This window comes from Streptomyces sp. NBC_00442, assembly GCF_036014195.1.
Classification (GTDB): Bacteria; Actinomycetota; Actinomycetes; order Streptomycetales; family Streptomycetaceae; genus Streptomyces.
Window position 1 is genome coordinate 2,237,484 of sequence record NZ_CP107918.1, and the last position, 25,516, is coordinate 2,262,999.

20 protein-coding genes are annotated in these 25,516 nt (G+C 72.8%); 5 read left to right on the forward strand and 15 right to left on the reverse strand.

Annotated features, from left to right (window positions below; all coding sequences use genetic code 11):
- Positions 1 to 67: 67 nt before the first annotated feature.
- Together OG432_RS09885 and OG432_RS09890 are read right to left on the reverse strand one after the other, a co-directional pair.
- Entirely contained in the window at positions 68 to 532 is a 465-nt protein-coding gene (locus OG432_RS09885) for a molybdenum cofactor biosynthesis protein MoaE (protein WP_328309842.1), read from the reverse strand.
- A gap of 78 nt (positions 533 to 610) precedes the next feature.
- Positions 611 to 1,717 (reverse strand): SDR family oxidoreductase, encoded by a 1,107-nt coding sequence (locus tag OG432_RS09890; protein WP_328309844.1) that lies wholly within the window; start codon positions 1,715 to 1,717, stop codon positions 611 to 613.
- A gap of 189 nt (positions 1,718 to 1,906) precedes the next feature.
- Between OG432_RS09890 and OG432_RS09895 the strand changes: the two genes are divergently transcribed.
- Both OG432_RS09895 and OG432_RS09900 read left to right on the forward strand, forming a co-directional pair.
- A complete protein-coding gene (locus OG432_RS09895) occupies positions 1,907 to 3,373 on the forward strand; it encodes a zinc-dependent metalloprotease (RefSeq protein WP_328309846.1) in 1,467 nt (488 codons plus the stop codon).
- On the forward strand, positions 3,370 to 3,891 hold the full coding sequence (locus tag OG432_RS09900; protein WP_328309848.1) for an NUDIX hydrolase: 522 nt from the start codon (positions 3,370 to 3,372) through the stop codon (positions 3,889 to 3,891). Before OG432_RS09895 ends, OG432_RS09900 begins: the two co-directional genes overlap by 4 nt.
- Positions 3,892 to 4,089: 198 nt before the next feature.
- Here the strand turns inward: OG432_RS09900 and OG432_RS09905 are convergent, their stop codons facing one another.
- From OG432_RS09905 to OG432_RS09920, 4 genes are all read right to left on the reverse strand, one after another.
- Positions 4,090 to 4,845 (reverse strand): AIM24 family protein, encoded by a 756-nt coding sequence (locus OG432_RS09905; protein WP_328309850.1) that lies wholly within the window; start codon positions 4,843 to 4,845, stop codon positions 4,090 to 4,092.
- A 14-nt stretch (positions 4,846 to 4,859) separates the two neighbouring features.
- A complete protein-coding gene (locus OG432_RS09910) occupies positions 4,860 to 5,540 on the reverse strand; it encodes an AIM24 family protein (protein WP_328309851.1) in 681 nt (226 codons plus the stop codon).
- A gap of 14 nt (positions 5,541 to 5,554) precedes the next feature.
- Positions 5,555 to 7,255: a TerD family protein gene (locus OG432_RS09915; RefSeq protein ID WP_328309853.1), complete on the reverse strand. Its 1,701-nt coding sequence runs from the start codon at positions 7,253 to 7,255 to the stop codon at positions 5,555 to 5,557.
- A gap of 106 nt (positions 7,256 to 7,361) precedes the next feature.
- Positions 7,362 to 7,958, reverse strand: a complete 597-nt coding sequence (locus OG432_RS09920) for a M48 metallopeptidase family protein (protein ID WP_328309855.1) — start codon at positions 7,956 to 7,958, stop codon at positions 7,362 to 7,364.
- 225 nt (positions 7,959 to 8,183) lie between these two features.
- On the opposite strand from OG432_RS09920, the gene OG432_RS09925 reads away from it, so the two are divergent.
- A complete protein-coding gene (locus OG432_RS09925; protein WP_328309857.1) occupies positions 8,184 to 9,317 on the forward strand; it encodes a ThiF family adenylyltransferase in 1,134 nt (377 codons plus the stop codon).
- 40 nt (positions 9,318 to 9,357) lie between these two features.
- Entirely contained in the window at positions 9,358 to 10,794 is a 1,437-nt protein-coding gene (locus OG432_RS09930) for an ABC1 kinase family protein (RefSeq protein ID WP_328309859.1), read from the forward strand.
- A gap of 219 nt (positions 10,795 to 11,013) precedes the next feature.
- Here the strand turns inward: OG432_RS09930 and OG432_RS09935 are convergent, their stop codons facing one another.
- The 5 genes from OG432_RS09935 to OG432_RS09955 form a co-directional block, all read right to left on the reverse strand.
- Positions 11,014 to 11,205 carry a hypothetical protein gene (locus OG432_RS09935; protein WP_328315373.1) on the reverse strand — a complete coding sequence of 64 codons (192 nt, stop codon included), beginning with the start codon at positions 11,203 to 11,205 and terminating at the stop codon, positions 11,014 to 11,016.
- Between the two features lie 123 nt (positions 11,206 to 11,328).
- Positions 11,329 to 11,652, reverse strand: a complete 324-nt coding sequence (locus tag OG432_RS09940) for a hypothetical protein (protein ID WP_328309861.1) — start codon at positions 11,650 to 11,652, stop codon at positions 11,329 to 11,331.
- The gene (locus OG432_RS09945) at positions 11,649 to 12,017 is read right to left on the reverse strand and encodes a WhiB family transcriptional regulator (RefSeq protein ID WP_053729898.1); all 369 of its coding nucleotides are present in this window, start codon (positions 12,015 to 12,017) and stop codon (positions 11,649 to 11,651) included. Before OG432_RS09945 ends, OG432_RS09940 begins: the two co-directional genes overlap by 4 nt.
- Before the next feature lie 176 nt (positions 12,018 to 12,193).
- On the reverse strand, positions 12,194 to 12,553 hold the full coding sequence (locus OG432_RS09950; RefSeq protein WP_328309867.1) for a hypothetical protein: 360 nt from the start codon (positions 12,551 to 12,553) through the stop codon (positions 12,194 to 12,196).
- Between the two features lie 181 nt (positions 12,554 to 12,734).
- A complete protein-coding gene (locus OG432_RS09955) occupies positions 12,735 to 14,918 on the reverse strand; it encodes an ATP-dependent DNA helicase UvrD2 (protein WP_328309869.1) in 2,184 nt (727 codons plus the stop codon).
- Between the two features lie 205 nt (positions 14,919 to 15,123).
- Here OG432_RS09955 and OG432_RS09960 point away from each other — a divergent pair, with 205 nt between their 5' ends.
- On the forward strand, positions 15,124 to 15,366 hold the full coding sequence (locus tag OG432_RS09960) for a mycoredoxin (protein ID WP_328309871.1): 243 nt from the start codon (positions 15,124 to 15,126) through the stop codon (positions 15,364 to 15,366).
- A 186-nt stretch (positions 15,367 to 15,552) separates the two neighbouring features.
- Here the strand turns inward: OG432_RS09960 and nudC are convergent, their stop codons facing one another.
- From nudC to OG432_RS09980, 4 genes are all read right to left on the reverse strand, one after another.
- Positions 15,553 to 16,533, reverse strand: coding sequence for an NAD(+) diphosphatase (gene nudC / locus OG432_RS09965; RefSeq protein WP_328309873.1), 981 nt, complete (start codon positions 16,531 to 16,533; stop codon positions 15,553 to 15,555).
- A gap of 99 nt (positions 16,534 to 16,632) precedes the next feature.
- The gene (locus tag OG432_RS09970) at positions 16,633 to 18,093 is read right to left on the reverse strand and encodes a dipeptidase (protein ID WP_328309875.1); all 1,461 of its coding nucleotides are present in this window, start codon (positions 18,091 to 18,093) and stop codon (positions 16,633 to 16,635) included.
- 10 nt (positions 18,094 to 18,103) lie between these two features.
- Complete coding sequence (locus tag OG432_RS09975; protein WP_328309877.1) at positions 18,104 to 21,604, reverse strand: UvrD-helicase domain-containing protein; 3,501 nt, start codon at positions 21,602 to 21,604, stop codon at positions 18,104 to 18,106.
- A gap of 468 nt (positions 21,605 to 22,072) precedes the next feature.
- A complete protein-coding gene (locus OG432_RS09980; protein ID WP_328309879.1) occupies positions 22,073 to 25,426 on the reverse strand; it encodes an ATP-dependent helicase in 3,354 nt (1,117 codons plus the stop codon).
- Positions 25,427 to 25,516: the final 90 nt, after the last annotated feature.

Below are 25,516 nucleotides of genomic sequence, written 5' to 3' on the forward strand. Positions count from 1 at the left end.
CCCGGGGGGCGGTTACGCAAATCGGGGCGCATGCATCCGACGGGGTTTCAGATTTCGCGGGCCCCGGTCAGCAGGCGCCGACCCACTCCTCCGTACCGTCCGAGAACCGCTGGTGTTTCCAGATGGGAACCTCGTGCTTGAGGTCGTCGATCAGCTTGCGGCAGGCCTCGAAGGCCTCCGCCCGGTGCGGGCAGGACACCGCGACGACGACCGCGACATCTCCCACCGCGAGATCACCCACACGGTGGACGGCGGCGAGCGCCCGGACCGGATGGTCGGCGACGACCTTCTCGGCCACTCGGCGCATCTCGGCCTCGGCGCTCGGATGGCAGGAGTATCCGAGCGTGTCGACGTCGGCGCCGCCGTCGTGGTTGCGCACGGTGCCGACGAAGAGCGTGGTGCCGCCCGCCGCGAAGTCCCCCGACGCCGCGAGGACCTCGTCGACGGAGAGCGGGGTGTCACGGATCGCGAGGAGACGGATCGGGTCGTGCGCCGCCTGCTCGCCGGGATGGTCGGGATACGTGCGTGCCATGGTTCCATCGTGCCGCACGGGAGTGACATCCCGGAATAGCTCTTTCGACCGGGTGGCCGCGACCGTCGTAGGAGGGTTCTACAGGCCCCGCCGTTTGCGGGCCCTGCGCACCACGGCGGCCGCGCCGAGCAGGGCGACGGTGGCGCCCGCGGCTCCCGCGGCGGTGGCGTCCTTGCGGCCGAGCCTGCGTCCTGCGACGGTGTGCCGTCCCGCGACCTCTTCGAGGAGTTCGGCGAGGACCTCCTCGTTGGTCCACTGCGGCCGCCAGCCCGCGTCGTGCAGCCGCCCGACACTGACCACCCACGGGTGCATCGTGTACGCGAGGTCACCGGCGGGCGAGGGGGTGAGCCCGATCCGGTGCAGCCGGGCCGCGGCGCCGAGGGCGACGGCCGAGGGCAGTTCCATGCGGCGGATGCCGCTGAGCTCCTCGACCTCCTCCTGTTCGAGCCAGCCGTCGCAGCCGACCGCGAACTCCCCCTCGGCCTTCTCCAGAGCGGCGTACTCCAGGGCGCTGCACAGGTCGTCGACGTGACAGAACTGCCAGGTCGGCCGGGATCCGGCGACGACCAGGAGGCGCGGCGACTCGAAGTACCGGGTGAGCGCGGTGTCGGTGCCGCCGACCAGGACGGCGGGGCGCACCACGGTCACGTTGAGCCCGGGGTGGGCCCGCGGGGCCCGCCGTCCCAGGCGTTCGATCTCCAGGAGGTCGCCGACGCCGGTCGCCTCCGCGGTGGCCCGCAGCTCGGCGTCCTCGGACAGCGGGATGTCGTTGTCGGGCAGCGCCCCGTAGACCATCGCCGAGGTGCAGAGCACCACCCGGTGCACGCCGGCGGCGGCCGCGGCCGTCAGGACGGTCTGGGTGCCGCGCACGTTGTAGGCGGAGCGGGCCGCCGGGTCCGTCTCCAGGTCGAGGTCGAGCGCGAGGTGCACGACGACGTCGGCGCCGCGCAGCTTCTCGGCGATCGCCGGGTCCCGTACGTCCAGGATGTGCCAGGTCGCCTCGGACACGTCACCTCGCCGCTCGTCGATGGCGACGACCTGCTTGACCTCCTCGGACGCGGCGAGGCGCGCGGTCAGCAGGGCGCCGATCCCGGAGGCGGCACCGGTCACGGCGACGACGGGGCCGCGCGATGTTGAGGCGGAGAGGTTTCGCGCTGCGCGAACCTTCGGATCTGGGGAACTCACCGGGCGTCTCCAGCGGTTGTCTTCAGTACGTACGTTAATGACGCGTACGTACCAGGTGGCGTCCATCCTGCCGCAGGCCGCGAGGCAGCGGAGCACCGAGCCCCAATCCCGTTCGGATGTCTACGCTGGTGGTGTTGTGGGCCAGCCGCCGTCGGCACGAGCCGGCGGCCTAACGAGCCGAGGAAACCCGTGAGTGACACCCCATTCGGATTCGGCCTTCCGCCGGAGGAGCCGGAAGACGGCGACGGCAAGAAGAAGGACCCTGCCGGAGGCGGTCAGGGTGCCGGTGGCCAGGGCGGCAATCCCCTCGGCTTCGGCGGCCAGGGCGGCGCGGACAATCCGTTCGCCGCGATGTTCGGTTCGATGAACCCGAACGACCTGGGTGCCGCCTTCCAGCAGCTCGGGCAGATGCTCAGCTACGAGGGCGGTCCCGTGAACTGGGACATGGCCAAGCAGATCGCGCGCCAGACGGTCGCCCAGGGCACCGCCGACGGCACCAAGGACGAGAGCATCGGCCCGGCCGAGCGCGCCGCGGTCCAGGAAGCCGTGCGCCTGGCCGACCTGTGGCTCGACGACGCGACGTCGCTGCCTTCGGGCTCCACCACCGCGGTGGCCTGGAGCCGCGCGGAGTGGGTCGAGGCGACCCAGCCGGCCTGGAAGGAGCTGGTCGACCCGGTCGCCGAGCGTGTCGGCGCGGCCATGGGCGGCGTGCTGCCCGAGGAGATGCAGGCCATGGCGGGCCCGCTGCTCGGCATGATGCGCTCCATGGGCGGCGCCATGTTCGGCCAGCAGATCGGTCAGGCCATCGGTGTGCTGGCGGGCGAGGTGGTCGGTTCGACCGACATCGGGCTGCCGCTCGGCCCGGCGGGCAAGGCCGCGCTGCTCCCGCTGAACATCGCGGCCTTCAGCAAGGACCTGGGCGTCCCGCAGGACGAGATCCGGCTCTACCTGGCGCTGCGCGAGGCCGCCCACCAGCGGCTCTTCGCCCATGTGCCGTGGCTGCGCTCGCATCTGTTCGGCGCGGTCGAGGGCTATGCGCGCGGCATCACGGTCGACACGGCCAAGCTGGAGGACGCCGTCGGCCAGCTCGACATGTCCAACCCCGAACAGCTTCAGGAGGCTCTTCAGCAGGGCATGTTCCAGCCGGAGGACACCCCGCAGCAGAAGGTCGCCCTGGCGCGTCTGGAGACGGCCCTCGCGCTGGTCGAGGGCTGGGTCGACGCGGTGGTCCACGCGGCCGCCAAGCCCCGGCTCACCTCGGCCGACGCGCTGCGCGAGACACTCCGCAGGCGCCGGGCCACCGGTGGCCCGGCCGAGCAGACCTTCGCCACCCTGATCGGCCTTGAGCTCCGCCCGCGCCGGCTGCGCGACGCCTCCCGCCTGTGGGCCTCGCTCACCGACGCCCGCGGCGTGGACGGCAGGGACGACCTGTGGGAGCACCCGGACATGCTGCCGACCGCGTCCGACCTCGACGACCCGGACGGTTTCGTGCACCGCGAGCACCTGGACTTCTCGGAGCTGGACAAGATGCTGGGCGAGGCCGCCGAGCAGAACGGGCCCTCCCTGAAGAAGGACGAGCCGAAGGACGAGCCCAAGGCCGAGCCGAAGGACGGTAAGGGCGACGACAGCGACACCGAGGGCGAGTCCGGCAAGTGACCCTGCACGATGACGCGGTCCTCGTCCTGAAGGCGTACGAGGACCAGCCGGAGCTGCGCCAGGCCTACCTGGACCATCTCTCGCTGCACCCCGACGGGATGTGGAAGGCCTGTGAGGCGGGGCATCTGACGGCGAGCGCGCTCGTCATCGACCCCACGCACGGCCGTGTCCTGCTCACGCTGCACAAGAAGCTCGGCATGTGGCTCCAGATGGGCGGCCACTGCGAGCCGGGCGACGCCACGGTGGCGGCCGCCGCGCTGCGCGAGGCCGAGGAGGAGTCCGGGGTGGCCGGTCTCAGCCTGCTGCCCGGCGGTCCTGTGCGGCTCGACCGGCATCCGATCCCGGCGCCCTGCCACTGGCACCTGGACGTCCAGTACGCGGCGCTGGCCCCGCCCGGCGCCGTGGAGGCGATCAGCGACGAGTCGCTGGACCTGCGCTGGTTCGGCTACGACGAGGTGGCCGCGGTCGCCGACACGTCGGTGGTCCGGCTGGTCGAAGCGACGCGCGCGCGGTTGTAGCGGGAGGCGGCCAGGCTCCAACTGGCATACGGGTGAGGGGCGTTCGCCACGGCGAACGCCCCTCACCCATGTCCCGGACGTACCCATGTCCCGGACGTACCCATGTCCCGGACGTTACCGATGTCCCGGACGTTACCGATGTCCCGGACGTTACCGATGTCCCGGACGTTACCGATGTCCTGAAGCCCAGCGGAGCGCCTAGCTCCAGGCGTTGCCCTGGTTCTGCGCGTGGACGCCCTGCTGGCCCATGCCGTACTGGCCCCGAAGGCCCTGGGCGATCACCGCGTTCTGCGGCGGCAGCACCTCGCTGGGCTGCACGAGGGCGAAGCCCTGGCCCAGGAAGCTCAGCTCCCAGCCCTCGCCGGTGTTGCCACGGCGCCGCCACACGCCCGTGGAGTGCGTCTGCGCCTGCATCTGGACCCGGAGCGAGGTCGACCAGGCGACGATCGCGTCCGCGTCCGCGTTGACGTACTTGTCGGGCGTGACCTGGAGCATCAGCGGCTGGCCCGAGGTCATCAGGACGACCTTGCCGGTGCCGGTGATGTTGAGCTGGTACTTGCCGGTGCCGGACACCCCGTACTGGCTGTCCACGGCGATGACCTCGTGGTGCAGCGAGGAGTCCATCGCGAGGACGTAGCCGCTGTCCACGGTCAGCCCGTCCCGGTCGACGTCCACCACGTGGACGTGCTGGGCCAGGTTGGCGAGGTAGACCGTGCCCTGGCCCGAGACGCGCATCAGGTCGAGGCCCTCGCCGGTGCGGGCGCGGGCGTTGCGCTGCCCGTTCGACTGGTACTCCCCGTCGAACTCCAGCAGGCCCTGGTAGGCGACCATCGACCCCTTGCGGGCCAGCAGGTCGTCGTGGCCGGTGAGCACGGCACGCAGCAGCTGCGCGTTCTGCGGCGTGTAGCGCTCCTGGGACTGCTGCTCGGTGTAGCTGAAAAGCGGGCTCTGCATGATGTCTCTCCCCCTCAGCCCCGGGCCCGCAGGCGGTCCGTGCTGTCCTCACTCGGCTGTACGACGACGATGCCCTTGCCCGAGAAGGCCATCTGGTAGGCCTCTCCGCTGCCCCGGCCGATCAGCGAGGACGCCTTGAAGCTGCGCTTGCCCTTCACCTTCAGGTTCGGGGACCAGGCGACCAGCGCGTCGGGGTCGACGTACGTCTCGTCCTCGCCGCTTCCGCAGTCGACGACGACCGGGGTGCCGCGCGAGGTCAGGGCGACCCAGCCGGTGCCGGAGATCTTCACGTTGAACAGGCCCTGGCCCGCGAACTTGGCGAGGCCCTTGACCCGCTCGACACCCCATTGGAGGCTCGCGTCGAAGGCGAGCACATTGGTGCCGTTGACCGAGAGAGCGTCGTTGTCGAGGTTGACGATCACGACGTTGGCCCCGTAGTCGGCGAGGTAGAGCAGGCCGTCGCCGGTGCACTTCATGAGGGGCGCGCCCTCGCCGGTGATCCAGTCCCGCGCCATCTGGCGCACGGCGGGCGGGTTGGGCTCGTACTGGATGAAGCCCTCGTAGGCGACCATCGAGCCGACCCGGGCGAACAGGTCCTGCCCGGTGGCCATGGCGACCTTGAGCATGGCGCTGCCGTGGTTCTCCATGCGGGCCGCGACGGGGGTCGGGGCATAGCCCGCGAGTTGCTGATTCATGTCTTCGGGCTCCCTCAGACCTCGTACGGCTGGACGACGATGAAGTTGCCGGGGGCGCCCCGGAACTGGAGATTGACGGACTCGCCGCTGTCTCCCGGATAGGCGTTGCGGCGCAGCCGGACCTGGCTGGAGACGATCACCTGGGACGCGGCGGACCAGGCGACGATCGCGTCGCTGTCGGCGAACGTGGTCGGGGTGACCGGCAGCACCACCGGGGTGCCGTGCGTCATCACGACGACGGTGCCGGTGCCCTGGAACAGCATCGTGAACAGGGCGCCGCCGGGGATGCCGTGGCCCTCGATGCGGCGGACCTCGTACTGAAGCGACTCGTCGAAGGCCAGAACGTGCTCCGCGGAGACGCAGATGCCGTCGCCCTGGAGCTCGATGGGGTGCAGATGGGCGCTGTTCTCGGCGAGGAAGACCTGGCCGCGGCCGGTGCAGCGCATCAGCTGCATTTCCTGGCCGGTGGCGTTGCCGACGATACGGCCGGCGAATCCGGCGCCCTTGTAGCCGAAGTCGACCTTGCCCTGGTACATGACCATGCTGCCCTGGCGGGCGAGGACGGGCTGACCGTCGGCCCCGAGGTCGACGCGGACCAGCTGCTTGTTCTGCGCGGTCCAGCGCTGGCCGGTGGGCACTTCCTTGTACGTCTGGATGGCGGCCTGCAGCCCGCCGCCCTGGGGCACGCCCTGCATGCCCTGCGGCTGGCCGTACGGCGCGGACTGGCCATAGGCCGCCGGCTGTCCGTAGGGAGCGGGCTGGCCGTACGGAGCGGGGGCGCCCGGCGGCGGCGTCTGGCCCGGGATATGGCCGGGGCCCTGCCCGAACTGCGGCGGCTGCGGCGGCTGGCCGTACGCGGGCTGCGGCGGCTGCCCGTACGGCGCCGGCGCGGGCGGCGGCACGGCGCCCGGGACGAGGTGCATCGGAGCGGCGATGGTGGGCGCCGCGTGGATCTGCGGGCTGGGCGCCGGAGGCGGCGGCGGTGTCGACCCTTGCGGCGGCGCGTAGTGCTGCGGTGCGGCCGGAGCCGGGGCGGGCGGCGGCACGGGCGCACCGAAGGAGGGCGCGGGCTGCGGCGCCTGCGCCGGGCCGCCGAACTGCGGGGCGGGCGCGCCGGCTTGGGGCGGCGGAGCGAAACCCGGGGCGGCGCCCTGGGGCTCGGGCTGCTGCGGGGCGGCGGGCTCCTCGTCGAGGACCTCGCCGCCGAAGTTCTTCAGGAGGGCTTCGAGGCCGCCGTCGAAACCCTGGCCCACCGCGGCGAAGCGCCAGACGTCCTTCAAGTAGAAGTCGCCGAGCATGACGGCCCGCTCGGTGCTGAACTCCGCGCCGGTGAAGGCATAGCGGACCACTTCCTGACCGCCGGCCACGACCCGGATGTAGCCGGGGCCCACCTGCGACATCTGGCCCGCGCCGTCGAGGGTCGCGGTGAAGGACAGCTTGTGGATGTGGGGCGGAACGCGGTCCAGGGTGACGCGGAACGACTCGCTGTCACCGGACTGGGCGCCGAGGAGCTGGATCGACTCCTCGGGAGACTTCGGCTGGTTGAAGAACACGAAGTAACGGTCGTCGGACAGCTGCTCGTTGGCGTCGAGCCCGAAGCAGCTGATGTCGAAGGTCAGCCCCGGGCCGGCGATCTGCACACCGACGTACAGATCCGTCCCCGCCGTGAGATCACTGACCTTGGCCTTGTGGCCGCGCTGGAATTCCCTGGCCATGCGTACCGACCGTCCCCCATCCCGAGGTGATTGCGTCGCGCCAGGCTAACGGCTGCCTCGGACAATCGACGAAGTCGCTACACATTCGGTACACAACCGTCGAGCCCTACTCCTCGCGGGCTCCCGGCAGGTGCGGAAGGCGGTCGGCGGCGACCACGCCCTCCAGATAGCCCCGGGCCCGCTCGGTGCGCGGATAGGCGTCGAGCAGCCGCCAGAACCGGGGTCCGTGGCCGGGAACCAGCAGGTGCGCCAGCTCGTGCAGGAGCACGTAGTCGACGACGTACTCGGGCATGCCCTGCAGCCGGTGCGAAAGCCGGATGCTTCCCTCGGCCGGGGTGCAGGAGCCCCAGCGGGTGTTCTGATTGGTCACCCAGCGCACCGACGCGGGGCGGGCCCGGCCCGCGAAGTACTGCTCCGAAAGCCGCTCGGCGCGCTCGGTCAGCTCCGCGTCGCCCAGCATCCGCTTGCTCTCCTGCGCGGCCAGCTTGTCGAGCATCACCGTGACCCACCGCTGCTCCTCGGCCTCGGACATCCGGGCCGGGATCAAAACGATGGTGCGGTCACCCTCACGGTAGGCGGAGACCGTTCGGCTGCGCCGGGCGCTGCGGCGCACCTCGACCGCGCTCGTGGCCGGCCCGCGCGGCGGCAGGCCGGTCGGGCGGCGCGGCGGGCTTCCGGCACTCTGCAGTGGGTCGGCGGGCACGCCCCGACGTTACCCGCTGTCAGTGGGGGAAGTCCCGCCTCCGGGGCGGTTGAGCCATGATCCATCCGCTGAGGTGCACCATTTGAATGACTAATACCCCCTGCCTGTGGACAACTTTTCACGCCCTCCGCCACGACCGGGCAGGGTTGTCCCACGGCGCGCGACGGCCCGCGATCGAGCAGCCGCCGCAGGCGCGCGAAGAGACACGACAACAGGGGTGGAACCATGCATCCGATGCTGAAGCCGGCACTGCGCCGGGCCTGGCGGGACCGTGCGACCGTGCAGTTCGGGATCACTCCCGCACAGGCCGTGGTCCTCGCGCCGGTCGACCCGGCGACGGGCCATTTCCTGGACCTGCTCGACGGCACCCAGGGCCTGCCGCTCCTGTACGAGCGGGCACGCGCCCTGGACCTGCCGCCGGCTCAGGTCGACGCGCTGTTGACTCGCCTGACGGCGGCCGGCGTGGTCGACGATCCGACGGCCGGCGGCCCGGAGGCGGAGGCGTTACGGTCCCGGACCGGCGCCCATGAGCGACTACGGCCGGATCTGGCGTCCCTCTCCCTTCTGCACCCCGGGCCGGGCGACGCGGCGAAGACGCTCGCGGCCCGCAGGGCCATACGGGTCCAGGTGCGCGGAGCCGGCCGGGTGGGCGCGGCGATCGCCGCGGTGCTCTCCGGCTCCGGGGTGGGCCGGGTCGACGTCCTGGACGGAGGCGTGACGCAGCCAGGCGATGTAACGCCGGGCGGGCTGCCCGGTCAGGCCGTCGGCGAGCGTCGGGCCGCGGCGGCCGCCCAGCTGGTGCGGCGCGCGGCGCCCGGGGGCCCGCCGCGCCACCAGCGGGACGGGGAGCAGCCGGGGCTGTCCCTGATCGTGGTCGCCCCGCGCGAGGCGCTCGACGTGCACGCGCCGAACGCGATGGACGCCGAGGACTGGATCCGTGCCGGAATCCCCCACCTGTACGCGGGAGTCGTGGAGACGACGGGGGTGGTGGGACCGCTCGTCCTGCCGGGCGGCACCGGGTGCGCGGGATGCCTGGCACTCGGCCGCACCGAGCGCGACCCGGGCTGGCCGCGGCTGCTCGCCCAGTGGCGCTCGGGCCGGCAGCGCACCGCCGTACCGGCCTGCGATCTGTCGCTCGCGACCGCCGTGGCGGGCCTGGCGGCGGCCCACGCCCTGGCCTTCCTCGACGGCGACCTGCCGACGAGCACCGGCAGCCGCTGGGAAGCGTCACTGCCCCGGCTCGACTGGCGCTCCGCCCCGATCGAGCCGCACCGTGACTGCTTCTGCGGCGCGGCCGGGAACACTCGGGGGGAGCAGGCCTCGGGGGCCGCGGGGCCACACGACACAATGGTCCGGTAGCGCCTGCGAGGGCGTGGCTGTCTGGGAATTGGAGGGGCGCATGTCTGATCTTCCCCGAAAGGCGGTCACCCGGACCGCCAAGCTGGCCGCACTGCCACTTGGCTTCGCCGGCCGGGCCACGTGGGGCCTGGGCAAGCGGATCGGCGGGAAGTCCGCCGAGCTGGTCGCCCGTGAGCTCCAGCAGCGCACCGCCGAGCAGCTCTTCAAGGTCCTGGGTGAGCTGAAGGGCGGCGCGATGAAGTTCGGGCAGGCACTGTCCGTCTTCGAGTCGGCCCTGCCGGAGGAGGTCGCGGGGCCCTACCGGGCCGCCCTGACCAAGCTCCAGGAGGCGGCGCCCCCGATGCCGAGCCGCACCGTTCACGCCGTATTGGAGGAGCGCATCGGCGCCGACTGGCGCGAGCTGTTCCTGGAGTTCGAGGAGAAGCCGGCGGCCGCCGCCTCGATCGGGCAGGTGCACCGGGCGGTGTGGCACGACGGGCGCGAGGTGGCCGTCAAGGTGCAGTACCCCGGAGCCGGGGAGGCGCTGCTCTCGGACCTCACCCAGTTGAGCCGGTTCGCCCGGCTGCTGGGCCCGCTGATTCCGGGCATGGACATCAAGCCGCTGATAGCCGAGCTGCGCGACCGGGTCTCGGAGGAGTTGGACTACGAGCTGGAGGCTCGGGCGCAGCGGGAGCACGCGGCGGAATTCGCGGGGGACGCCGATGTCCTGGTGCCCGATGTGGTGCACCAGAGCGAGCAGGTCCTGGTGACCGAGTGGATGGACGGCATACCCCTCTCGGAGGTGATCAAGGACGGGACGCCCGAACAGCGGGACCGGGCCGGGCAGTTGCTGATGCGCTTCCTCTTCTCGGGCCCGGCGAGGACCGGGCTGCTGCACGCCGATCCGCATCCGGGCAACTTCCGCCTGCTGCCGCCCGAGCGGGCGGACGGGCCCTGGCGGCTCGGCGTGATGGACTTCGGCACCGTGGACCGGCTGCCAGGCGGGCTGCCCGCGACCATCGGAGCATCCCTGCGGATGACGTTGGAAGGCGATGCCGAGGCGGTCTACGAGATGCTGCGCGAGGAGGGCTTCGTCAAGGATTCCATCGACCTCGATCCGGACGCGGTCCTCGACTACCTGTTGCCGATCATCGAGCCGGCCCAGGCGGACGAGTTCACCTTCAGCCGCGGCTGGATGCGCGGGCAGGCGGCCCGGATCGCCGACCCCCGCTCGCCCGCCCACCAGTTGGGCAAGCAGCTCAATCTGCCGCCCTCGTACCTCCTGATACATCGGGTGACGCTGTCGACGATCGGGGTGCTCTGCCAGCTGGAGGCCACCGTGCGCATGCGGGACGAACTGGAGGAGTGGCTCCCGGGATTCGTCCCCGCCAAGCCCGCGGCGACCCCGGCGGAGCAGCTGTCCGCGAGCGCTGAGGAGGCGAGCGTGGCCGGGGCGACCGCGGAAGCGAGCGTCGCCGCGGCCGCCGAGGAGGCGTAGGAGCGGGCTCGTGGCGGCGGGCGGCCAAGGGCCCAGGCCGCCGTGATCGGGGTGCGCGGGACCCGGGGCGGCAGGGCTCTGCGGGCCGGGGGGCGCGGGATTCGGGGGGCGGGGGGGGCGGGGGGGGCGGGGGCCCGGGGATGAGCCCCCGGGACGGGCCCCCGGCGCTAGGTCCCCCGGGAAGGGCCCCCGGCGGTGAGGTGGGGTGGGGTGGGCCAGCTACCACCAAGCGGCGTCGAGCCTGCCTTCGATGGCTCTGATGTTGGCTCGGGCGCAGTCGTCGCAGTAGTAGCGGCGGGTGCCGTTCTCGACCGAGTAGATCCAGGTGGGCGGCGGGCCGTCGGCCGGGGCCGCGGTTCCGCAGTGGGAGCACACGAGGGGCTCGGCCATCGGCCGATTCTGGTCGTCCACCTCGCGACGATACCGCCGCGCCCGCCGCTTTGGGGCCACAACGCACCGCGGGGGCCGGTCCGTTCGGACCGGCCCCCGCAATCGTTCGCTCACTTCACGGCTTTCGCCGTACGGCGTCGGCCGTCAGTGCATGACGGCCATCGCCAGGGCGCGGCGGGCGCGCATCGAGGCGCGTTCGGCACGCTGCTGCAGTCGCCGGGCGGCCACCAGGCGACGTGCCTGGCGTTCCGACTCGGCTTCCTGGAGGCGCTGATGCATATGCGCACGCGCCAGGGCTTCTGGCATGAGTTGCATTTCGAGGGTCCTGTTCTGGCGCGACTTGTTCGCGCCGGTGGTGGTGAAGTCTGGGGTCGCGGAGCCGGTGGGCTCGCTGGCGGACGTCGTCATCGGGGCCTGTTTCTGGGGGTCGTTCGTTCGGGGATGGTCGATGGTTCCCGGGCGGTTCATGCGGCGACCGGGTTCTTGCGCGGGCGGCCACGCGGCCGCTTGCGGGCAACGACCACACCCTGGACGAAGAGCTCTCCGCCCCAGACACCCCACGGCTCGCGCCGCTCTTTGGCACCGGCGAGGCAGGCGGCCATCAGGGGGCAGGTCTGGCAGAGGGACTTGGCGTACTCGACATCGGCCGGCGACTCGGCGAAGAAGACCTCCGGGTCGAAGGAGCGGCAGGGGACGGGTACGCCCAGGTTCTCGATGGCGTCGTCGAGCGCGGTGAGCGCGGTGAGGGGAGTCAAGGCGGGGTCCTCCGTGAGACCGGGCGGGGGGAGAGTCGGGGCGGGCGGTACCGACGGGGCGTGCGCTTCGAGTTGCACGGTGTTTTCAACCTCGTCTTGTCGGGTGTGTTCGGCTGTGTCGTTCCGGCCGGTCGGCCGGGTTTCGGCTGGTACCGAGGCCCCCCTTCGCTCCGTCCGTCCCGTTCGGGACAAACAGAAGGGCCGCGGATCCCGGGTGGGGTTCCGCGGCCCTGAAGGCGCCTGCCTGATCTGCATCAGGCTGGATCACTCCAGGGTTCGAGCCCACGGAAGGCCCACATCGTGTGGTGCTGGTACTTCTTCGTCTGCTGTGCCGCTCCTGCGCCGGTCGCCGCAAAGGCGTGGGCCAGGGCCCGTCCCTTCGCTACTGCTGCTGCCGGCGCCAGAATCGGTCGCTCATTGCGCTCATCACGCACGGGGATGATCGCCAGGGGGGCCGGAACCGTCGCGCTGAGGCCGAGCAGACCGGAGACACCGGTGGACAGACCGGTGCCCTGGAACGGAGAGCCGAGCGGGCAGGTGGCGGCGACCGAGTGGACGCTCACTTTGGTGGTGATGGAGCTGGTGCTGGTGCTGGTCTCGATGTTGCTGGCCACTGGTCTCGCCTCCTCTCGGCGTCTCGGGGACTTCGGCCTTGGGGGGCCTGGTCCCATGCGTATGGGGTTACGTACAGCTAAGTACAGCACGGAGACCCGGCTTCGGAGAAGCTCTCGTTTCCGTGGTTAAGAACCTATGGGGATCCCCGGGGCGGGCGCAAACTATTTTTTCGACGAGTTTTCAGGAACCTTCCTCGTCGGCTCCTCCAGGCTCGTCACCTGCGCAGATGGCCAGGACATCGGTGCCGAATCGGTCCAGCTTGCGGGCGCCGACTCCGGAGATCACGGCGAGCTCGTGGCCGTTGGACGGCACGGCCTCCGCGATCGCCATCAGCGTCTTGTCGGTGAAGACGACGTACGGCGGCATGCCCAGGTCCTTCGCCTGGCGGGAGCGCCATTCGCGCAGCCGCTCGTACAGCGCCTCGTCCATGTCCGACGGGCAGTCCTCGCAGCGCATCAGCTTCATCTCGCCGGCTTCGGTGAGTGTTTTCCCGCACACCCTGCACAGCACCGGTCCGCGGCGGGTGCGCTTGCGGGCGGCGGGGCCGCGTTCGACACCCGGGTTTGCGCCCGCCGTGGCACGGGCCGCGCGGGAGCCGGAGCCGGGTCGCAGCCCGTTCAGGAAGCGGCTGGGGCGGCGCGAGGCGCGGCCGCCCGGAGAGCGCGAGAGGGACCAGGAGAGCCCGAGGTGGACCCGGGCGCGGGTGACGCCGACGTACAGGAGCCGGCGTTCCTCCTCGATCTGCTCGTCCGTCTTGGCGTAGGTGATCGGCATCATGCCTTCGGTGAGGCCGACCAGGAACACGGCGTCCCATTCCAGGCCCTTCGCCGCGTGCAGCGATGCCAGCGTGACGCCCTCGACGGTCGGGGCGTGCTGGGCGGCCTCCCGCTCGCGCAGCTCGGTCACCAGGTCGGAGAGCGTCGCGCCGGGCTTGGCCCGTTCGTAGTCCTCGCCGAGCCTGACCAGGGCGGCCAGCGATTCCCATCGGTCGCGCACCGCGCCGGAGCCGGCCGGGGGTGCGGCCGTCCAGCCCTTGGTGCCGAGCACGGCCCGCACCTGGGACGGCAGGTCCACCGCGTCGTCGAGCAGCGAGTCGTTGCCGCCGGCGCGGGCCGCGCCGCCGAGGGCCACGACCGCCTCGCGGACCTCGGGGCGCTCGAAGAACCGCTCGGCGCCGCGCAGCAGATAGGGCACGCCCGCGTCGGCCAGGGCCTGTTCGTAGATCTCGGACTGGGCGTTGATGCGGTAGAGCACGGCGATTTCGCCGGCCGAGACTCCGGAGGCGATCAGGTCGCGGATGCGGCGGGCCACGCCCTCGGCTTCGGCGGGTTCGTCGCCGTATTCGGTGTAGACGGGCTCGGGGCCCGCAGCGCGCTGGGAGACCAGTTCGAGCCGGTGTTCGGCGGCCCGGCCGGTGGCCTGGCCGAGCAGTCCGTTGGCGAGGTGCACGACCTGCGGGGTGGAGCGGTAGTCGCGGACCAGCTTGACGAGCGTCGCGTTCGGGTGGCGGGTGCGGAAGTTCAGCAGGTGGTCGGGGGTGGCGCCGGTGAAGGAGTAGATGGTCTGGCTGGCGTCGCCCACCACGCACAGCGTGTCGCGGTCGCCGAGCCACAGGTCGAGGAGACGCTGCTGGAGGGGGCTGACGTCCTGGTATTCGTCGACCACGAAGTGCTGGTACTGGCGGCGGACCTGGTCGGCGATGTCGTGCCGGTCCTGGAGCACGCCGACGGTGAGGAGCAGCACGTCCTCGAAGTCGATCACCCCGCGGTCCTGCTTGAGCTGCTCGTACATGCGGTAGATCTGGGCGATCTCGGCGGTGTCGCGGGGCGCGTCCCGGTGGGACTTGGCGACCGCCGCCGGGTAGTCGCCGGGGACGGTCTGGGTGACCTTCGCCCACTCGATCTCGCCCGTCACGTCACGCAGTTCGTTGCGGTCGAGCCGCAGCCGGCAGCGGGCGGCCGCTTCGGCGACGAGCTGGACCTTGCGCTCGACGAGCCGGGGCAGCGGGCCGCCGACCGCCTTGGGCCAGAAGTACTGGAGCTGGCGCAGGGCCGCCGAGTGGAAGGTGCGGGCCTGGACGCCGCCGGCGCCGAGCTGGCGCAGCCGGCCGCGCATCTCGCCCGCCGCCCGGTTGGTGAAGGTGACGGCGAGGACGCTGGAGGGCTGGAGGATCCCGGCGCGTACCCCGTAGGCGATCCGGTGGGTGATCGCGCGGGTCTTGCCGGTGCCCGCGCCGGCCAGCACGCACACCGGGCCGTTCAGGGCCGTCGCGGCCTCGCGCTGCTCGGGGTCGAGCCCGTCGAGCACCGCGTCGGCCGTCTCGGGGACCTGCGGGAAGGGAGTGGAGTGCGTTGCTGCTGTCACCCCGCCATGCTGCCAGGTCGCGCGGGGCGGTCGCGCCGCGTTGTCCACAGGGGGCGCCGTTGGTCGTACTGATCCGCCTGATCCGGGCGGTGACGCTTCGGTCACATGCGGGAATGGCGCACGCCTTCCGTACGTTCTAGGCCGTGCGGAACCGCATTGGGCGGGGCGCGCACGCCATCGAGCGATACAGAGGAGCGCGAGAGACATGTCGGGCACTGTGACGATGTACAGCACCACCTGGTGCGGCTACTGCCAGCGGTTGAAGAAGCAGATGGACCGCGAGGGCATCGCGTACACCGAGGTCAACATCGAGCACGACCCGGCGTCGGCCGCGTTCGTGGAGAAGGCCAACGGTGGCAATCAGACCGTGCCGACCGTCCTGTTCGACGACGGTTCGACGCTGACGAACCCGTCGCTCGCGCAGGTCAAGCAGAAGATCGGCGTCTGACGCACCGGTCTCGTCCGCGCGGGTGGAAGGCCCCCGTCCGAACCCCTCGGGGTCGTGGGCGGGGGCCTTCCGCGTGTCTGGACCCGGGTCGGTGGGGTCGAGTCGGTGGACCCGGGTCGGTGGGGTCGAGTCGGTGGACCCGGGTCGGTGGGGCCAGAACAGTGGACGCGGGTCGGTGGGGCCAGGTCAGTGTGTGGGCTTCGGCAGGGGCTCGCCGTACCAGAGCTCGATGAGGCGGGCCGCGATCGAGATGCCGTACGGGGGCAGGACCTCGCCGGACGCGAAGGCGGCGGCCAGGTCCTCGCGGGAGAACCAGCGGGCTTCGTGGATCTCCTCGCCGTCGACGTTGATCTCGGACGAGATGGCCTTGGCCATGAATCCGAGCATGAGGCTGGACGGGAAGGGCCAGGGCTGGCTCGCCACGTACTCGACCGGGCCGACCGTGACGCCGGCCTCTTCGAAGACCTCGCGGCGCACGGACTGCTCGATGGACTCGCCGGGCTCCACGAAGCCCGCCAGGGTCGAGAAGCGGCCCTCGGGCCAGTGCACCTGGCGGCCGAGCAGGGCCCGGTCGTGCTCGTCGGTGACCAGCATGATCACGGCCGGGTCGGTGCGCGGGTAGTGCTCGGCGCCGCAGGCCTGGCAGCGGCGGATGTGGCCGGCCGCCGCGATCACGGTGCGCTCGCCGCAGCGGGAGCAGAAGCGGTGCAGGCGCTGCCAGTTCTCCAGGGCGACGGCGTGCGTCACCAGGCTCGCCTCGCGCGGCGAGAGCAGCAGGCCGGCCTCGCGCAGACCCGCGGGCCTGGCCGACTGGTCCATGCGGCCGGGCAGGGCGTCCTTCTGGAGGGCGAAGTAGCTCACGCCGTCCTCGTCGGTGCCCAGGAAGTAGCGGTGGGTCTCGGTGACCGGGGCTTCGAAGGCGGGCGTCATGACGAGTTCGGTGCGGCCGGGCTCGCCGTCCGCGGCGTCCGTGGGCTCGTCGATCAGGACCTGCCCGCCGGAGACGACGAAGACGCGGGTCGTGGGGTGGCTCCAGGCCGCCGCGAGCCAGGCTTCGTCCAGGCGGTGGTGGGCGGCTCGGTCGATGCCGCTCGGCTCGGTCAGGCCGATGGGCGTGGCGAGCCCGCTCGGCCGGTCCGTGAAGACGTCACTGCTGGTGGTGCTCACAGGTGCTTCCAACTCCCCCGGATGGACGGTGTGTTCAGCGATTTCGGTCAGCCGTGGCTCAGGCTGGCGGGGCTCGGGTGGCGAGCTCGGGTGGCGGGCTCAGGTCGTGGACGCGGTGGTGCTGCCTGACGCGGTTGTGCTTGACGCGGTGGTGGTGGCCGCGAGGTCGCTCCACAGGTGGGCCGCTGTCTCGACGCCCTTGAACAGGAGGTCGAGCTCGACCTTCTCGTTGGGCGCGTGCCAGCCGTCCGAAGGGACCGAGATCCCGAGGAACAGGACGGGCGCCTCCAGGACGTCCTGGAGGTCGGCGGCGGGGCCCGAGCCGCCCTCGCGGGTGAAGCGGACCTTCGTGCCGAAGGCGGTGCTCATGGCCCGCACGACGGCCTGGAGCGCCGGGTGGCCGAGGGGGGTCAGGCAGGGACGGGTGCCCGCGCTCCAGGTGATCTTGTGCCGGATCCCGGCGGGGACCTGTCCGGCGGCCCAGTCCGTGACGAGCTTCTCGATGTGCTTCGGGTCCTGGCCGGCGACCAGGCGGAACGACAGCTTCACCGTCGCCGACGACGGGATGATCGTCTTCCCGCCGGGGCCCTGGTAGCCGCCGCCGATGCCGTTGACCTCGGCGGTAGGCCGGGCCCAGATCCGCTCCAGGGTGGAGAAGCCGGCCTCGCCGTGGACCGCCCGCGACTTGGCGGTGCGCAGCCACTCGGCCTCGTCGAAGGGCAGCTCCGCGAAGAGTTCGCGCTCGGCGTCGGACAGCTCGGCGATTCCGTCGTAGAAGCCGGGGACGGTGACGTGTCCGTCCGCGTCGTGCAGGGCGGCGACCAGGCGGGCCGCGGCCGTCGCCGGGTTGGGGACGGCGCCGCCGAAGGAGCCGGAGTGGATGTCCTGGCCGGGTCCGTACAGCTGGATCTCGCACTCGGCGAGGCCGCGCATGCCGGTGCACACGGTGGGGGTGTCCTCGGACCACATGCCGGTGTCGGAGACGATCACGGCGTCCGCCGAGAGGCGCTCGGCGTGCTGCTCGACCAGGGCCCGGAAGTGCGGCGAACCGGACTCCTCCTCGCCCTCGATGAGGAGCTTCAGGTTGACGGCGGGCGCGGTGCGGCCGGTGGCGGCGAGGTGCGCGCGGACGCCGAGGGTGTGGAAGAACACCTGGCCCTTGTCGTCTGCGGCGCCGCGCCCGTACATCCGCCCGTCGGCGATCACCGGCTCGAACGGGTCGGTGTCCCAGCCGTCTTCGCGGGCGGCGGGCTGTACGTCGTGGTGGCCGTAGACCAGGACGGTCGGCGCGCCCGCGTCGCCCGAGGGCCACTCGGCGCAGACGGCGGGGGCGCCCGGGGTGTCGAGGATCTCGACGGTCGGGAAGCCGGTCTCGCGGAGCTTGGCGGCGAGCCAGTCGGCGCTGCGGCGCACGTCGGCGTCGTGGTCGGGCTGGGCCGACACCGACGGGATGCGCAGCCACTGCGCGAGGTCGTCGAGGAACGCGGCGCGGTGCTGCTCGATGTACGTGCGCACCGTGGCGGTGGCGGTCTGGACGGCGCTGTCCGGGGTCTCGCTCATGGTCTCGACCCTATCCGGCCGGGGGCGGTGACCCGTCCCCCGGTCCGCCCTGGGGACGGGGGCCGAGGAGGATCGCCTCCAGCTCGGCGCGGCCCGGCAGACGGGCGGGGCGCACCGTCTCACCTGTGCGTACGTAGACGAACGCGGCCTGGACCGACTCCGCGGGCACGCCCATCTGCTCGGCCCAGGCGACCCGGTAGACCGCCAGCTGGAGGGGGTCGGCGGTGGCCTGCCGGCCGGTCTTCCAGTCGACGATCTCGTATGTGGCGAGCGCGCCCTCGCCCTCCTTGTAGACGGCGTCGATCCGGCCCCTGATCACCCGGCCGGCCAGGGTCAGCTGGATCGGGGCCTCGGTGCGGAACGGGGTGCGCGTCGCGTACGGGGTGCGCTCGAAGGCCTCTTTGAGTGCGGCCAGGTCGTGCTCGTCCTCGATGTCGGCTTCGCTGTCGTCGGCCCCGGGCAGCTCGTCGGGGCCGAGCATGGGCAGCGGGAGCTCTTCGTAGCGGGACTCCACCCAGGCGTGGAACCGGGTGCCCCTGCGGGCGGCCGGCTGGGGGCGGCTCGGCATGGGCCGGGCCAGGTCGCGCGCGAAGCCCTCCGGGTCGGCGGCCAGTCTCAGCAGCTCGGAGGCGGTGAGCGAGGCCGGCACCGCGACGTCGCGGGTGGTGGCGCGGGCCCGGCGCAGTTCGGTGGTGAGCGCCTCCAGGTCGCGGTCCCAGGAGTGCAGGGCGCGGCGGTCCTCGGGGGTGAGGCGGGGGCCGGGGATGGCGACGGGCGGCTGGGGCGGGGTGTGGTCACGGGCGCCGGAGTCGGTGTCGGTGCCGGTGCCGGTGGGGGGTGCCGTGCGGGTGTGTTCGGCGGGGGGTACGGAGAGGGCCGGGCGCTCGGTGGGGAGGAGGTCCCAGTCGTCGTCGGCCAGGTCCTCGGGAACGCCGAACTCCTCCGCTGTGTAGGGCTCGTCCTCGTAGGGCTCGTCCCCATAAGAGGAGGGCGTTACGCCGGGAGGGGCCGGCATCACGTCGTCGTGCGGCGGCGTTGCCGCCATGTGGGCCAGGACCCGTTCCGCGGCGGCGCGGCGGCGCGCGAGGGAGGCGGGGTCGAGCGGCAGCGGCCAGGCGTGGGAGGCCGCGGATTCGTGGAGCGCGGGGTTCTCCGCGTCCTCGGCCGGTTCGTCCGCCCATGCCTCGATCTCGCCGTGGCCCGCCGCGCAGTGCTCGTACAGCGCGTGCAGGAAGGCCGAGGGCCCCCGGGGCTTCTTCTGGCTGGGGCCCCACCAGTGGCCCGAGCCGAGCAGCAGCGTCCGGGGGCGGGTGAACGTGACGTATCCCAGGCGCAGTTCCTCCGTGTGCTGATGGTCCTTCATGGCTTCCTTGAAGGACTTGAGCCCCTTGGCGTCCCACTGTTCGACGGCCGGCAGGGTCGGGGCGTCGCCGCGCAGCGCGTGCGGGAGGACCTTGGCCTGGGCGGTCCACGCCTCCCTCGCCTTGGTCGAAGGGAACGTGCCGGTGACCAGGCCGGGCACGGCCACGACGTCCCATTCCAGGCCCTTGGACTTGTGCGCGGTGAGGACCTTGACGGTGTTCTCGCCGCCGGGCAGCGCGTTGTCCAGGCCCTTCTCGTACTGGGCGGCGGTCCGCAGGAAGCCGAGGAACGCGAGCAGCGAGGCTTCGCCGTCGAGGGCGGCGAAGCTCGCCGCCGTGTCGAGGAAGCCGGAGAGCGTCTCGCGGCGTCGGGCCGCCAACGCGTGTGGGGACGCGGAGAGTTCGACTTCGAGGCCTGTGACGGTCAGGACGCGGTGCAGCACGTCCATGAGCGGATCGGCGAGCGAGCGGCGCAGGTCGCGCAGCTCGGCGGCGAGGCGGGCGAAGCGGATGCGGGCCTCGGCGGAGAAGGGCAGGCCGTCGTCCTCAGCGCCTTCGAGGAAGGTGTCGAGGGCGTCGGCGAGGGAGATCACCTCGGCGGGGTCGACGCCTTCCACGGCGTCGGCGAGACGCTGGTCGGGGTCGTCGGAACCGGTCGCGGCGCGCCGTACGAGATGGCGGGCGCGGCGGCCGAGCAGCGCCAGGTCGCGCGCGCCGATGCGCCAGCGCGGGCCGGTCAGGATCCGTACCAGGGAGGCGTTGGCGCCCGGGTCCTGGAGGACTTCGCAGACCGCGACGAGGTCGGCGACCTCGGGCAGGTGGAGCAGCCCGGAGAGCCCGACCACTTCGACGGGGATGTCGCGCGCCACGAGGGCGCCCTGGATCTGACCGAAGTCGCCGGCGGTGCGGCACAGGACCGCGATCTCACCGGGCGCCTTGCCGGTGCGCACCAGGTGGCCGATCGAGTCGGCGAGCCACTCGATCTCCTCCTCGTGGGTGTCGAGCAGGGCGATGCGCACGCCGCCGTCCCGCTCGGCGCCGGGCGCGGGGCGCAGCGCTTCCACTCCCTCGTGCATCGAACGCAGGGGCGCGGCAAGGGAGTTGGCGAGGTCGAGGAGACGGCCGCCGCTGCGGCGGTTCTCGGAGAGCGCGTAGCGGGTGGCGGGCCGGCCGTCGGCGTACGGGAAGTGGCGGGGGAAGTCGTCGAGGTTGGCGACCGAGGCGCCGCGCCAGCCGTAGATGGCCTGGCAGGGGTCGCCCACGGCGGTCACGGCGTGTCCTGTGCCGGCGCCGAAGAGCGCGGCGAGCAGGCGCCGCTGGGCGACGGAGGTGTCCTGGTACTCGTCGAGGAGCACCACCGTGAACTCCTCGCGCAGGATCCGGCCGACCTCGGGGTGGGTGAGGGCGAGCTCGGCGGACAGCGCGATCTGGTCGCCGAAGTCGAGCAGGTCGCGGCTCTTCTTGGCGGCGCGGTAGCGGGTGGTGAGGTCGAGCAGTTCGAGCCGGGCCGAGGCTGCCTCGGGCACCTTGCGCAGCTCGGCGTTGCTGAGCTTGGCGCCCTCCAGGGTGCGCAGCAGCTCGTGGTCGTACGCGGCCAGGCGCTCCGGGCGTACGAGGTGCTCGGCGAGCTCGGCGTCGAGCGCGAGCAGGTCGCTGACCAGGGAGGCGAACGACTTGGTCAGGGTCGGGTAGGGGCCCGGTGCCGCGCGCAGCACCCGGGCGGCGAGCTGAAAGCGGGTGGCGTCGGCGAGGAGGCGGGAGGTGGGCTCGAGACCTATGCGCAGGCCGTGATCGGTCAGGAGGCGGCCCGCGAAGGCGTGGTACGTGGAGATGCCGGGCTCGCCCTGCTCCGGCTCGGGGGCGTCGGGGTCGGTGATGCCGGCCCTGATCAGCGCCGTGCGTACGCGCTCGGCGAGCTCGCCGGCGGCCTTGTTGGTGAAGGTCAGGCCCAGGACCTGCTCGGGCGCGACCTGGCCGGTGCCCACCAGCCAGACGACCCTGGCCGCCATGACGGTCGTCTTGCCCGAGCCGGCTCCGGCCACGATGACCTGCGGGGCGGGCGGGGCGGTGATGCAGGCCGTCTGCTCCGGGGTGAAGGGGATGCCGAGCAGCTCTTTGAGCTGGTCGGGGTCGGTGAGGTGGGTGGGCACGTCTGGAAGGGTAGTGGGGGGTGCTGACAATGGGGGGTTTGTGCAGGTGGGGGGCGTCTGCGGCGGGCTTGACCCCCACCCCGCCCCTCCCCGAACCCCTCCGGGGGGGAAGGGGGAAGGGGGAAGGGGGTTCTCGGGGCACAGCCCCGGCCCCCACCGGGGCTGTGCCCCGGACCCCCCCCTACGGGGGCTCCGCCCCGGACCCCGCCCGGGGGCTGCGCCCCTCCACCCCCGGGGAGGCCGGCTCCCGGCTCTCCCGGACCCCGCCTTTCAGGGGCGCGGGGAACTGCGCGAGAAGCGGGCACGGTCCGCAGGCGGAAGGCGGTTTTGGGGGCGCGGGGAACTGCGCGAGAAGCGGGCACGGTCCGCACGTGAAGTCGGGGGTTTTCAAGGGGCGCGGGGAACTGCGCGAGAAGCGGGCACGGTCCGCGGCCGCAAGCGGGGGGGCCGTCGGCGGAGGGGGCCCGCTTACTCCACCACCTGCCGCCCCTCCGGCTGGGCCGTGCACGAGGCGCGGAACGTGCAGTGGGTGCAGTGGGTTCCCGGGGTCGGGGTGAAGTGTTCGTCCAGGACCTTTCCCGCCGCCGTGGCCAGCAGGTCGCCCACCCACTCCCCGGCAAGGGGTTCCTGTGTCTGCACCTTGGGGTAGGCATCGCCGCCCTCGCGCTGGGGGGCGGCCTGGCGCAGGTGGACGAGTTCGGCGCCTGCGGGGTCGGGGCGGCGGCCGTCGAAGGCCTCGTCCAGGGCGCCCTCCCTGACGGCCAGCTGGTAGACCGCCAGTTGGGGGTGGGCGGCGACCTCGGCCGCGGTGGGGGCCTGCTTGCCGGTCTTGAAGTCGACCACGTAGGCGCGGCCTTCGACGTCCTGCTCGACGCGGTCCATGGATCCCCGGATGCGGACTTCGTACTCGCCCGCCTCCAGGGTCACGTCGAAGCCGTGTTCCGTGGCGACGGGGGTGCGGCCCGCGCGGTCGAGGGTGTGCCACTGGAGGAAGCGTTCCAGGGCGGCGCGCGCGTTCTGCTTCTCCTGGAGCGACTTCCAGGGCGCGTCGAAGGCGAGCGCGTCCCAGACCGAGTCCAGGCGTTCCATCAGCACGGCCAGGTCGGCCGGCGTGCGGCCGGATGCCACCTCGTCGGCGAGTACGTGGACGACGTTGCCGAAGCCCTGGGCCGCCGTCGCGGGCGCGTCGGCCTTGACCTCGCGGCCGAGGAACCATTGCAGGGCGCAGGTGTTGGCGAGCTGGTCGAGGGCGCTGCCGGACAGGGCGAGGGGCAGGTCGCGGTCGCGCAGCGGCACGTCGGAGCGGGTGGGCTCGTACAGGCCCCACCAGCGGTGCGGGTGCGCCGCGGGGACGAGCGGCTGGCCCTCGTCGTCGCTGAGCGCGGCGAGGCGGCCCAGGCGTTCGGCGGCGGCTTCGCGCAGCGCGTCGGACGCGGCCGGGTCGACCGTGGTGGCGCGCAGCTCGGCGACGAGCGCCGCCACCGCGAGGGGGCGGCGGGGGCGGCCGGTGGTGTCGCGGGGCTCGACGCCCAGCTCGGTGAGGAAGCGGGACGGCTGGTCGCCGTCGTCGGCCGGCGCCTTCACGGCGGTCACGACGAGGCGGTCGCGGGCGCGGGTGGCCGCCACGTAGAACAGGCGCCGTTCCTCGGTGAGGAGCGCGCCGGGCGTGAGGGGTTCGGCGAGACCGTCGCGTCCGATCCGGTCGGCTTCCAGGAGCGAGCCGCGGCGGCGCAGATCGGGCCAGAGCCCTTCCTGGACTCCGGCGACCACCACCAGGCTCCACTCCAGGCCCTTGGAGCGGTGGGCGGTCATGACGCGTACCGCGTCCGGGCGGGCGGCCCCGCGGGTGAGGGTGTCGGCCGCTATGTCCTGCGCGTCGACCTCGTCCAGGAAGTTGAGGGCGCCCCGGCCGCCGGTGCGCTCCTCGGCGCGGGCCGCGGTGTCGAACAGGGCGCAGACGGCGTCGAGGTCGCGGTCGGCGGCGCGGCCGCCGGGCCCGCCGCGCAGCGCCGCGCGTTCGAGGCGGCCCGGCCAGGGGGTGCCGTTCCACAGTTCCCACAGCGCCTCGGCCGCGGTGCCGCCGCCTTCGAGGAGTTCGCGTGCCGTGCGCAGCAGCCCGGCCAGGCGCTGGGCGCCGCGGGCGTAGGCGGGGTCGTGCGCGACGAGTCGTCCGGGTTCGGCGAGGGCGCGGGCGAGCAGCACGTCCGAGGGGGCGGGGACGCGGTTGCCCGCGGCCCGCTCCTCGTCGCGCAGGGCCCGGCCGAGGCGCCGCAGGTCCGCGGTGTCCATGCCGCCGAGCGGCGAGGTGAGCAGGGTGTGCGCGGTCTCGGCGTCGAGCGGGGCGGGGGGTTGCGCGGGCTCGGCCGGCGGCGTGCGGCGCGGGTGGACGAGGCTGACCGGCGGGGGTGCGGAGCCCGCGCGGGCCTGTCCGGCGCGGGCGAGCGCCGCCTCGGCGACCACGCGCAGCGCCGTCAGAAGGGACGCCACGGCGGGCTCGTCGCGCAGCGCGGTGTCGGCGCCCGAGGTGTCCACGGGGACGCCCGCGATGGTCAGGGCGCGGCGCAGCGCGGGGATGGCGCGGGTGCCGGCGCGGACCAGGACCGCCATGTCGTGCCAGGGGACGCCCTCTTCGAGGTGGGCGCGGCGCAGGAGGTCCGCGATGTTGTCCAGCTCGGTGGAGGCCGTCGGGTAGGTGTAGGTCTCCACGCGGCCGCCGGTGCGGGTGGGCCGCAGGTCGCGGTGGGCGCGGACGTGTTGGGCGGGCAGGCGCGGCAGCGGCATGCGGCGGGTCAGCAGCCGGGTCGCGTCCAGGAGGGCGGTGCCCGAGCGGCGCGAGGTGGTGAGGACTTCGACGGGCGCCGGGCTCTTGTCGCCGCGGGGGAAGGTGTCGGGGAAGTCGAGGATGCCGTTGATGTCGGCGCCGCGGAAGGTGTAGATCGACTGGTCGGGGTCGCCGAAGGCCACCAGGGTGCGCCCGCCGCCCGCGAGCGCCTTGAGGAGGCGTACCTGCGCGGGGTCGGTGTCCTGGTACTCGTCGACGAACACCGCGTCGTAGGAGGGCAGCGGGGTGCGGTCGGCGAGCAGCACCGCGCGGTGCACGAGTTCCGCGTAGTCCAGGACGCCCTGGAGGTCGAGCACGTCGAGGTATTCGGCGAGGAAGCCCGCGGCGGCCGTCCAGTCGGGGCGCCCGGCCCGTTCGGCGAAGCGGGCGAGTTCGCGGGGGCCGAGGCCCAGTTCGCGGCTGCGGGCGAGGACCGCGCGGACTTCGTCGGCGAAGCCGCGGGTGGTGAGGCAGGCGCGCAGTTCGTCGGGCCAGCTCACGTGGGCGAGGCCGGCGCGCCGGAGGTCGATCTGGCCGGCCAGGAGGTCGCGTACGGCCACGTCCTGTTCGGGTCCCGACAGCAGGCGCAACGGCTCACGGAACAGCTCGGCGTCCTGGTGGGCTCTGACCAGGGCGTAGCAGTACGAGTGGAAGGTGGTGGCCTGCGGGCTCTTCGTGCCGGCGCCGAGCCGCAGCGCCATGCGGTCGCGGAGTTCGACGGCGGCCTTGCGGCTGAAGGTGAGCACCAGGATCCGCTCGGGGTCGGCGCCGGCCGCCACCTTGGCCGCGACGGCCTCGACGAGGGTGGTGGTCTTGCCCGTGCCGGGTCCCGCGAGCACCAGAAGAGGACCCGAGCGGTGGTCAACCACCCTGCGCTGGGGTGCGTCAAGGAGAGGGGGCTCCACCGGGTCCGGCGGTGTGCGCACCAGCCGGTACGCGCCGGGAGCCGCCCGGCGCACCTGCTGGTACGCCGTGTGCCCGGTGGAGGAGGAGGAACTCACGTGGATCGCCGGTCCTGGTGGGTGTGCTGGTCGTGATGGTGATGACGGGGCCCGCGCGTTCGGCGCGGACCCTCGACGGTACGCCCAACC

What these genes read in the sequence shown, in the direction of transcription:
- OG432_RS09885 (WP_328309842.1), bottom strand. Translation starts at nt 532, where the DNA reads ATGGCACGCACGTATCCCGACCATCCCGGCGAGCAGGCGGCGCACGAC.
- OG432_RS09905 (WP_328309850.1), bottom strand. Translation starts at nt 4,845, where the DNA reads ATGCAGAGCCCGCTTTTCAGCTACACCGAGCAGCAGTCCCAGGAGCGC.
- OG432_RS09910 (WP_328309851.1), bottom strand. Translation starts at nt 5,540, where the DNA reads ATGAATCAGCAACTCGCGGGCTATGCCCCGACCCCCGTCGCGGCCCGC.
- OG432_RS09915 (WP_328309853.1), bottom strand. Translation starts at nt 7,255, where the DNA reads ATGGCCAGGGAATTCCAGCGCGGCCACAAGGCCAAGGTCAGTGATCTC.
- OG432_RS09925 (WP_328309857.1), top strand. Translation starts at nt 8,184, where the DNA reads ATGCATCCGATGCTGAAGCCGGCACTGCGCCGGGCCTGGCGGGACCGT.
- OG432_RS09930 (WP_328309859.1), top strand. Translation starts at nt 9,358, where the DNA reads ATGTCTGATCTTCCCCGAAAGGCGGTCACCCGGACCGCCAAGCTGGCC.
- OG432_RS09940 (WP_328309861.1), bottom strand. Translation starts at nt 11,652, where the DNA reads ATGAACCGCCCGGGAACCATCGACCATCCCCGAACGAACGACCCCCAG.
- OG432_RS09960 (WP_328309871.1), top strand. Translation starts at nt 15,124, where the DNA reads ATGTCGGGCACTGTGACGATGTACAGCACCACCTGGTGCGGCTACTGC.
- OG432_RS09970 (WP_328309875.1), bottom strand. Translation starts at nt 18,093, where the DNA reads ATGAGCGAGACCCCGGACAGCGCCGTCCAGACCGCCACCGCCACGGTG.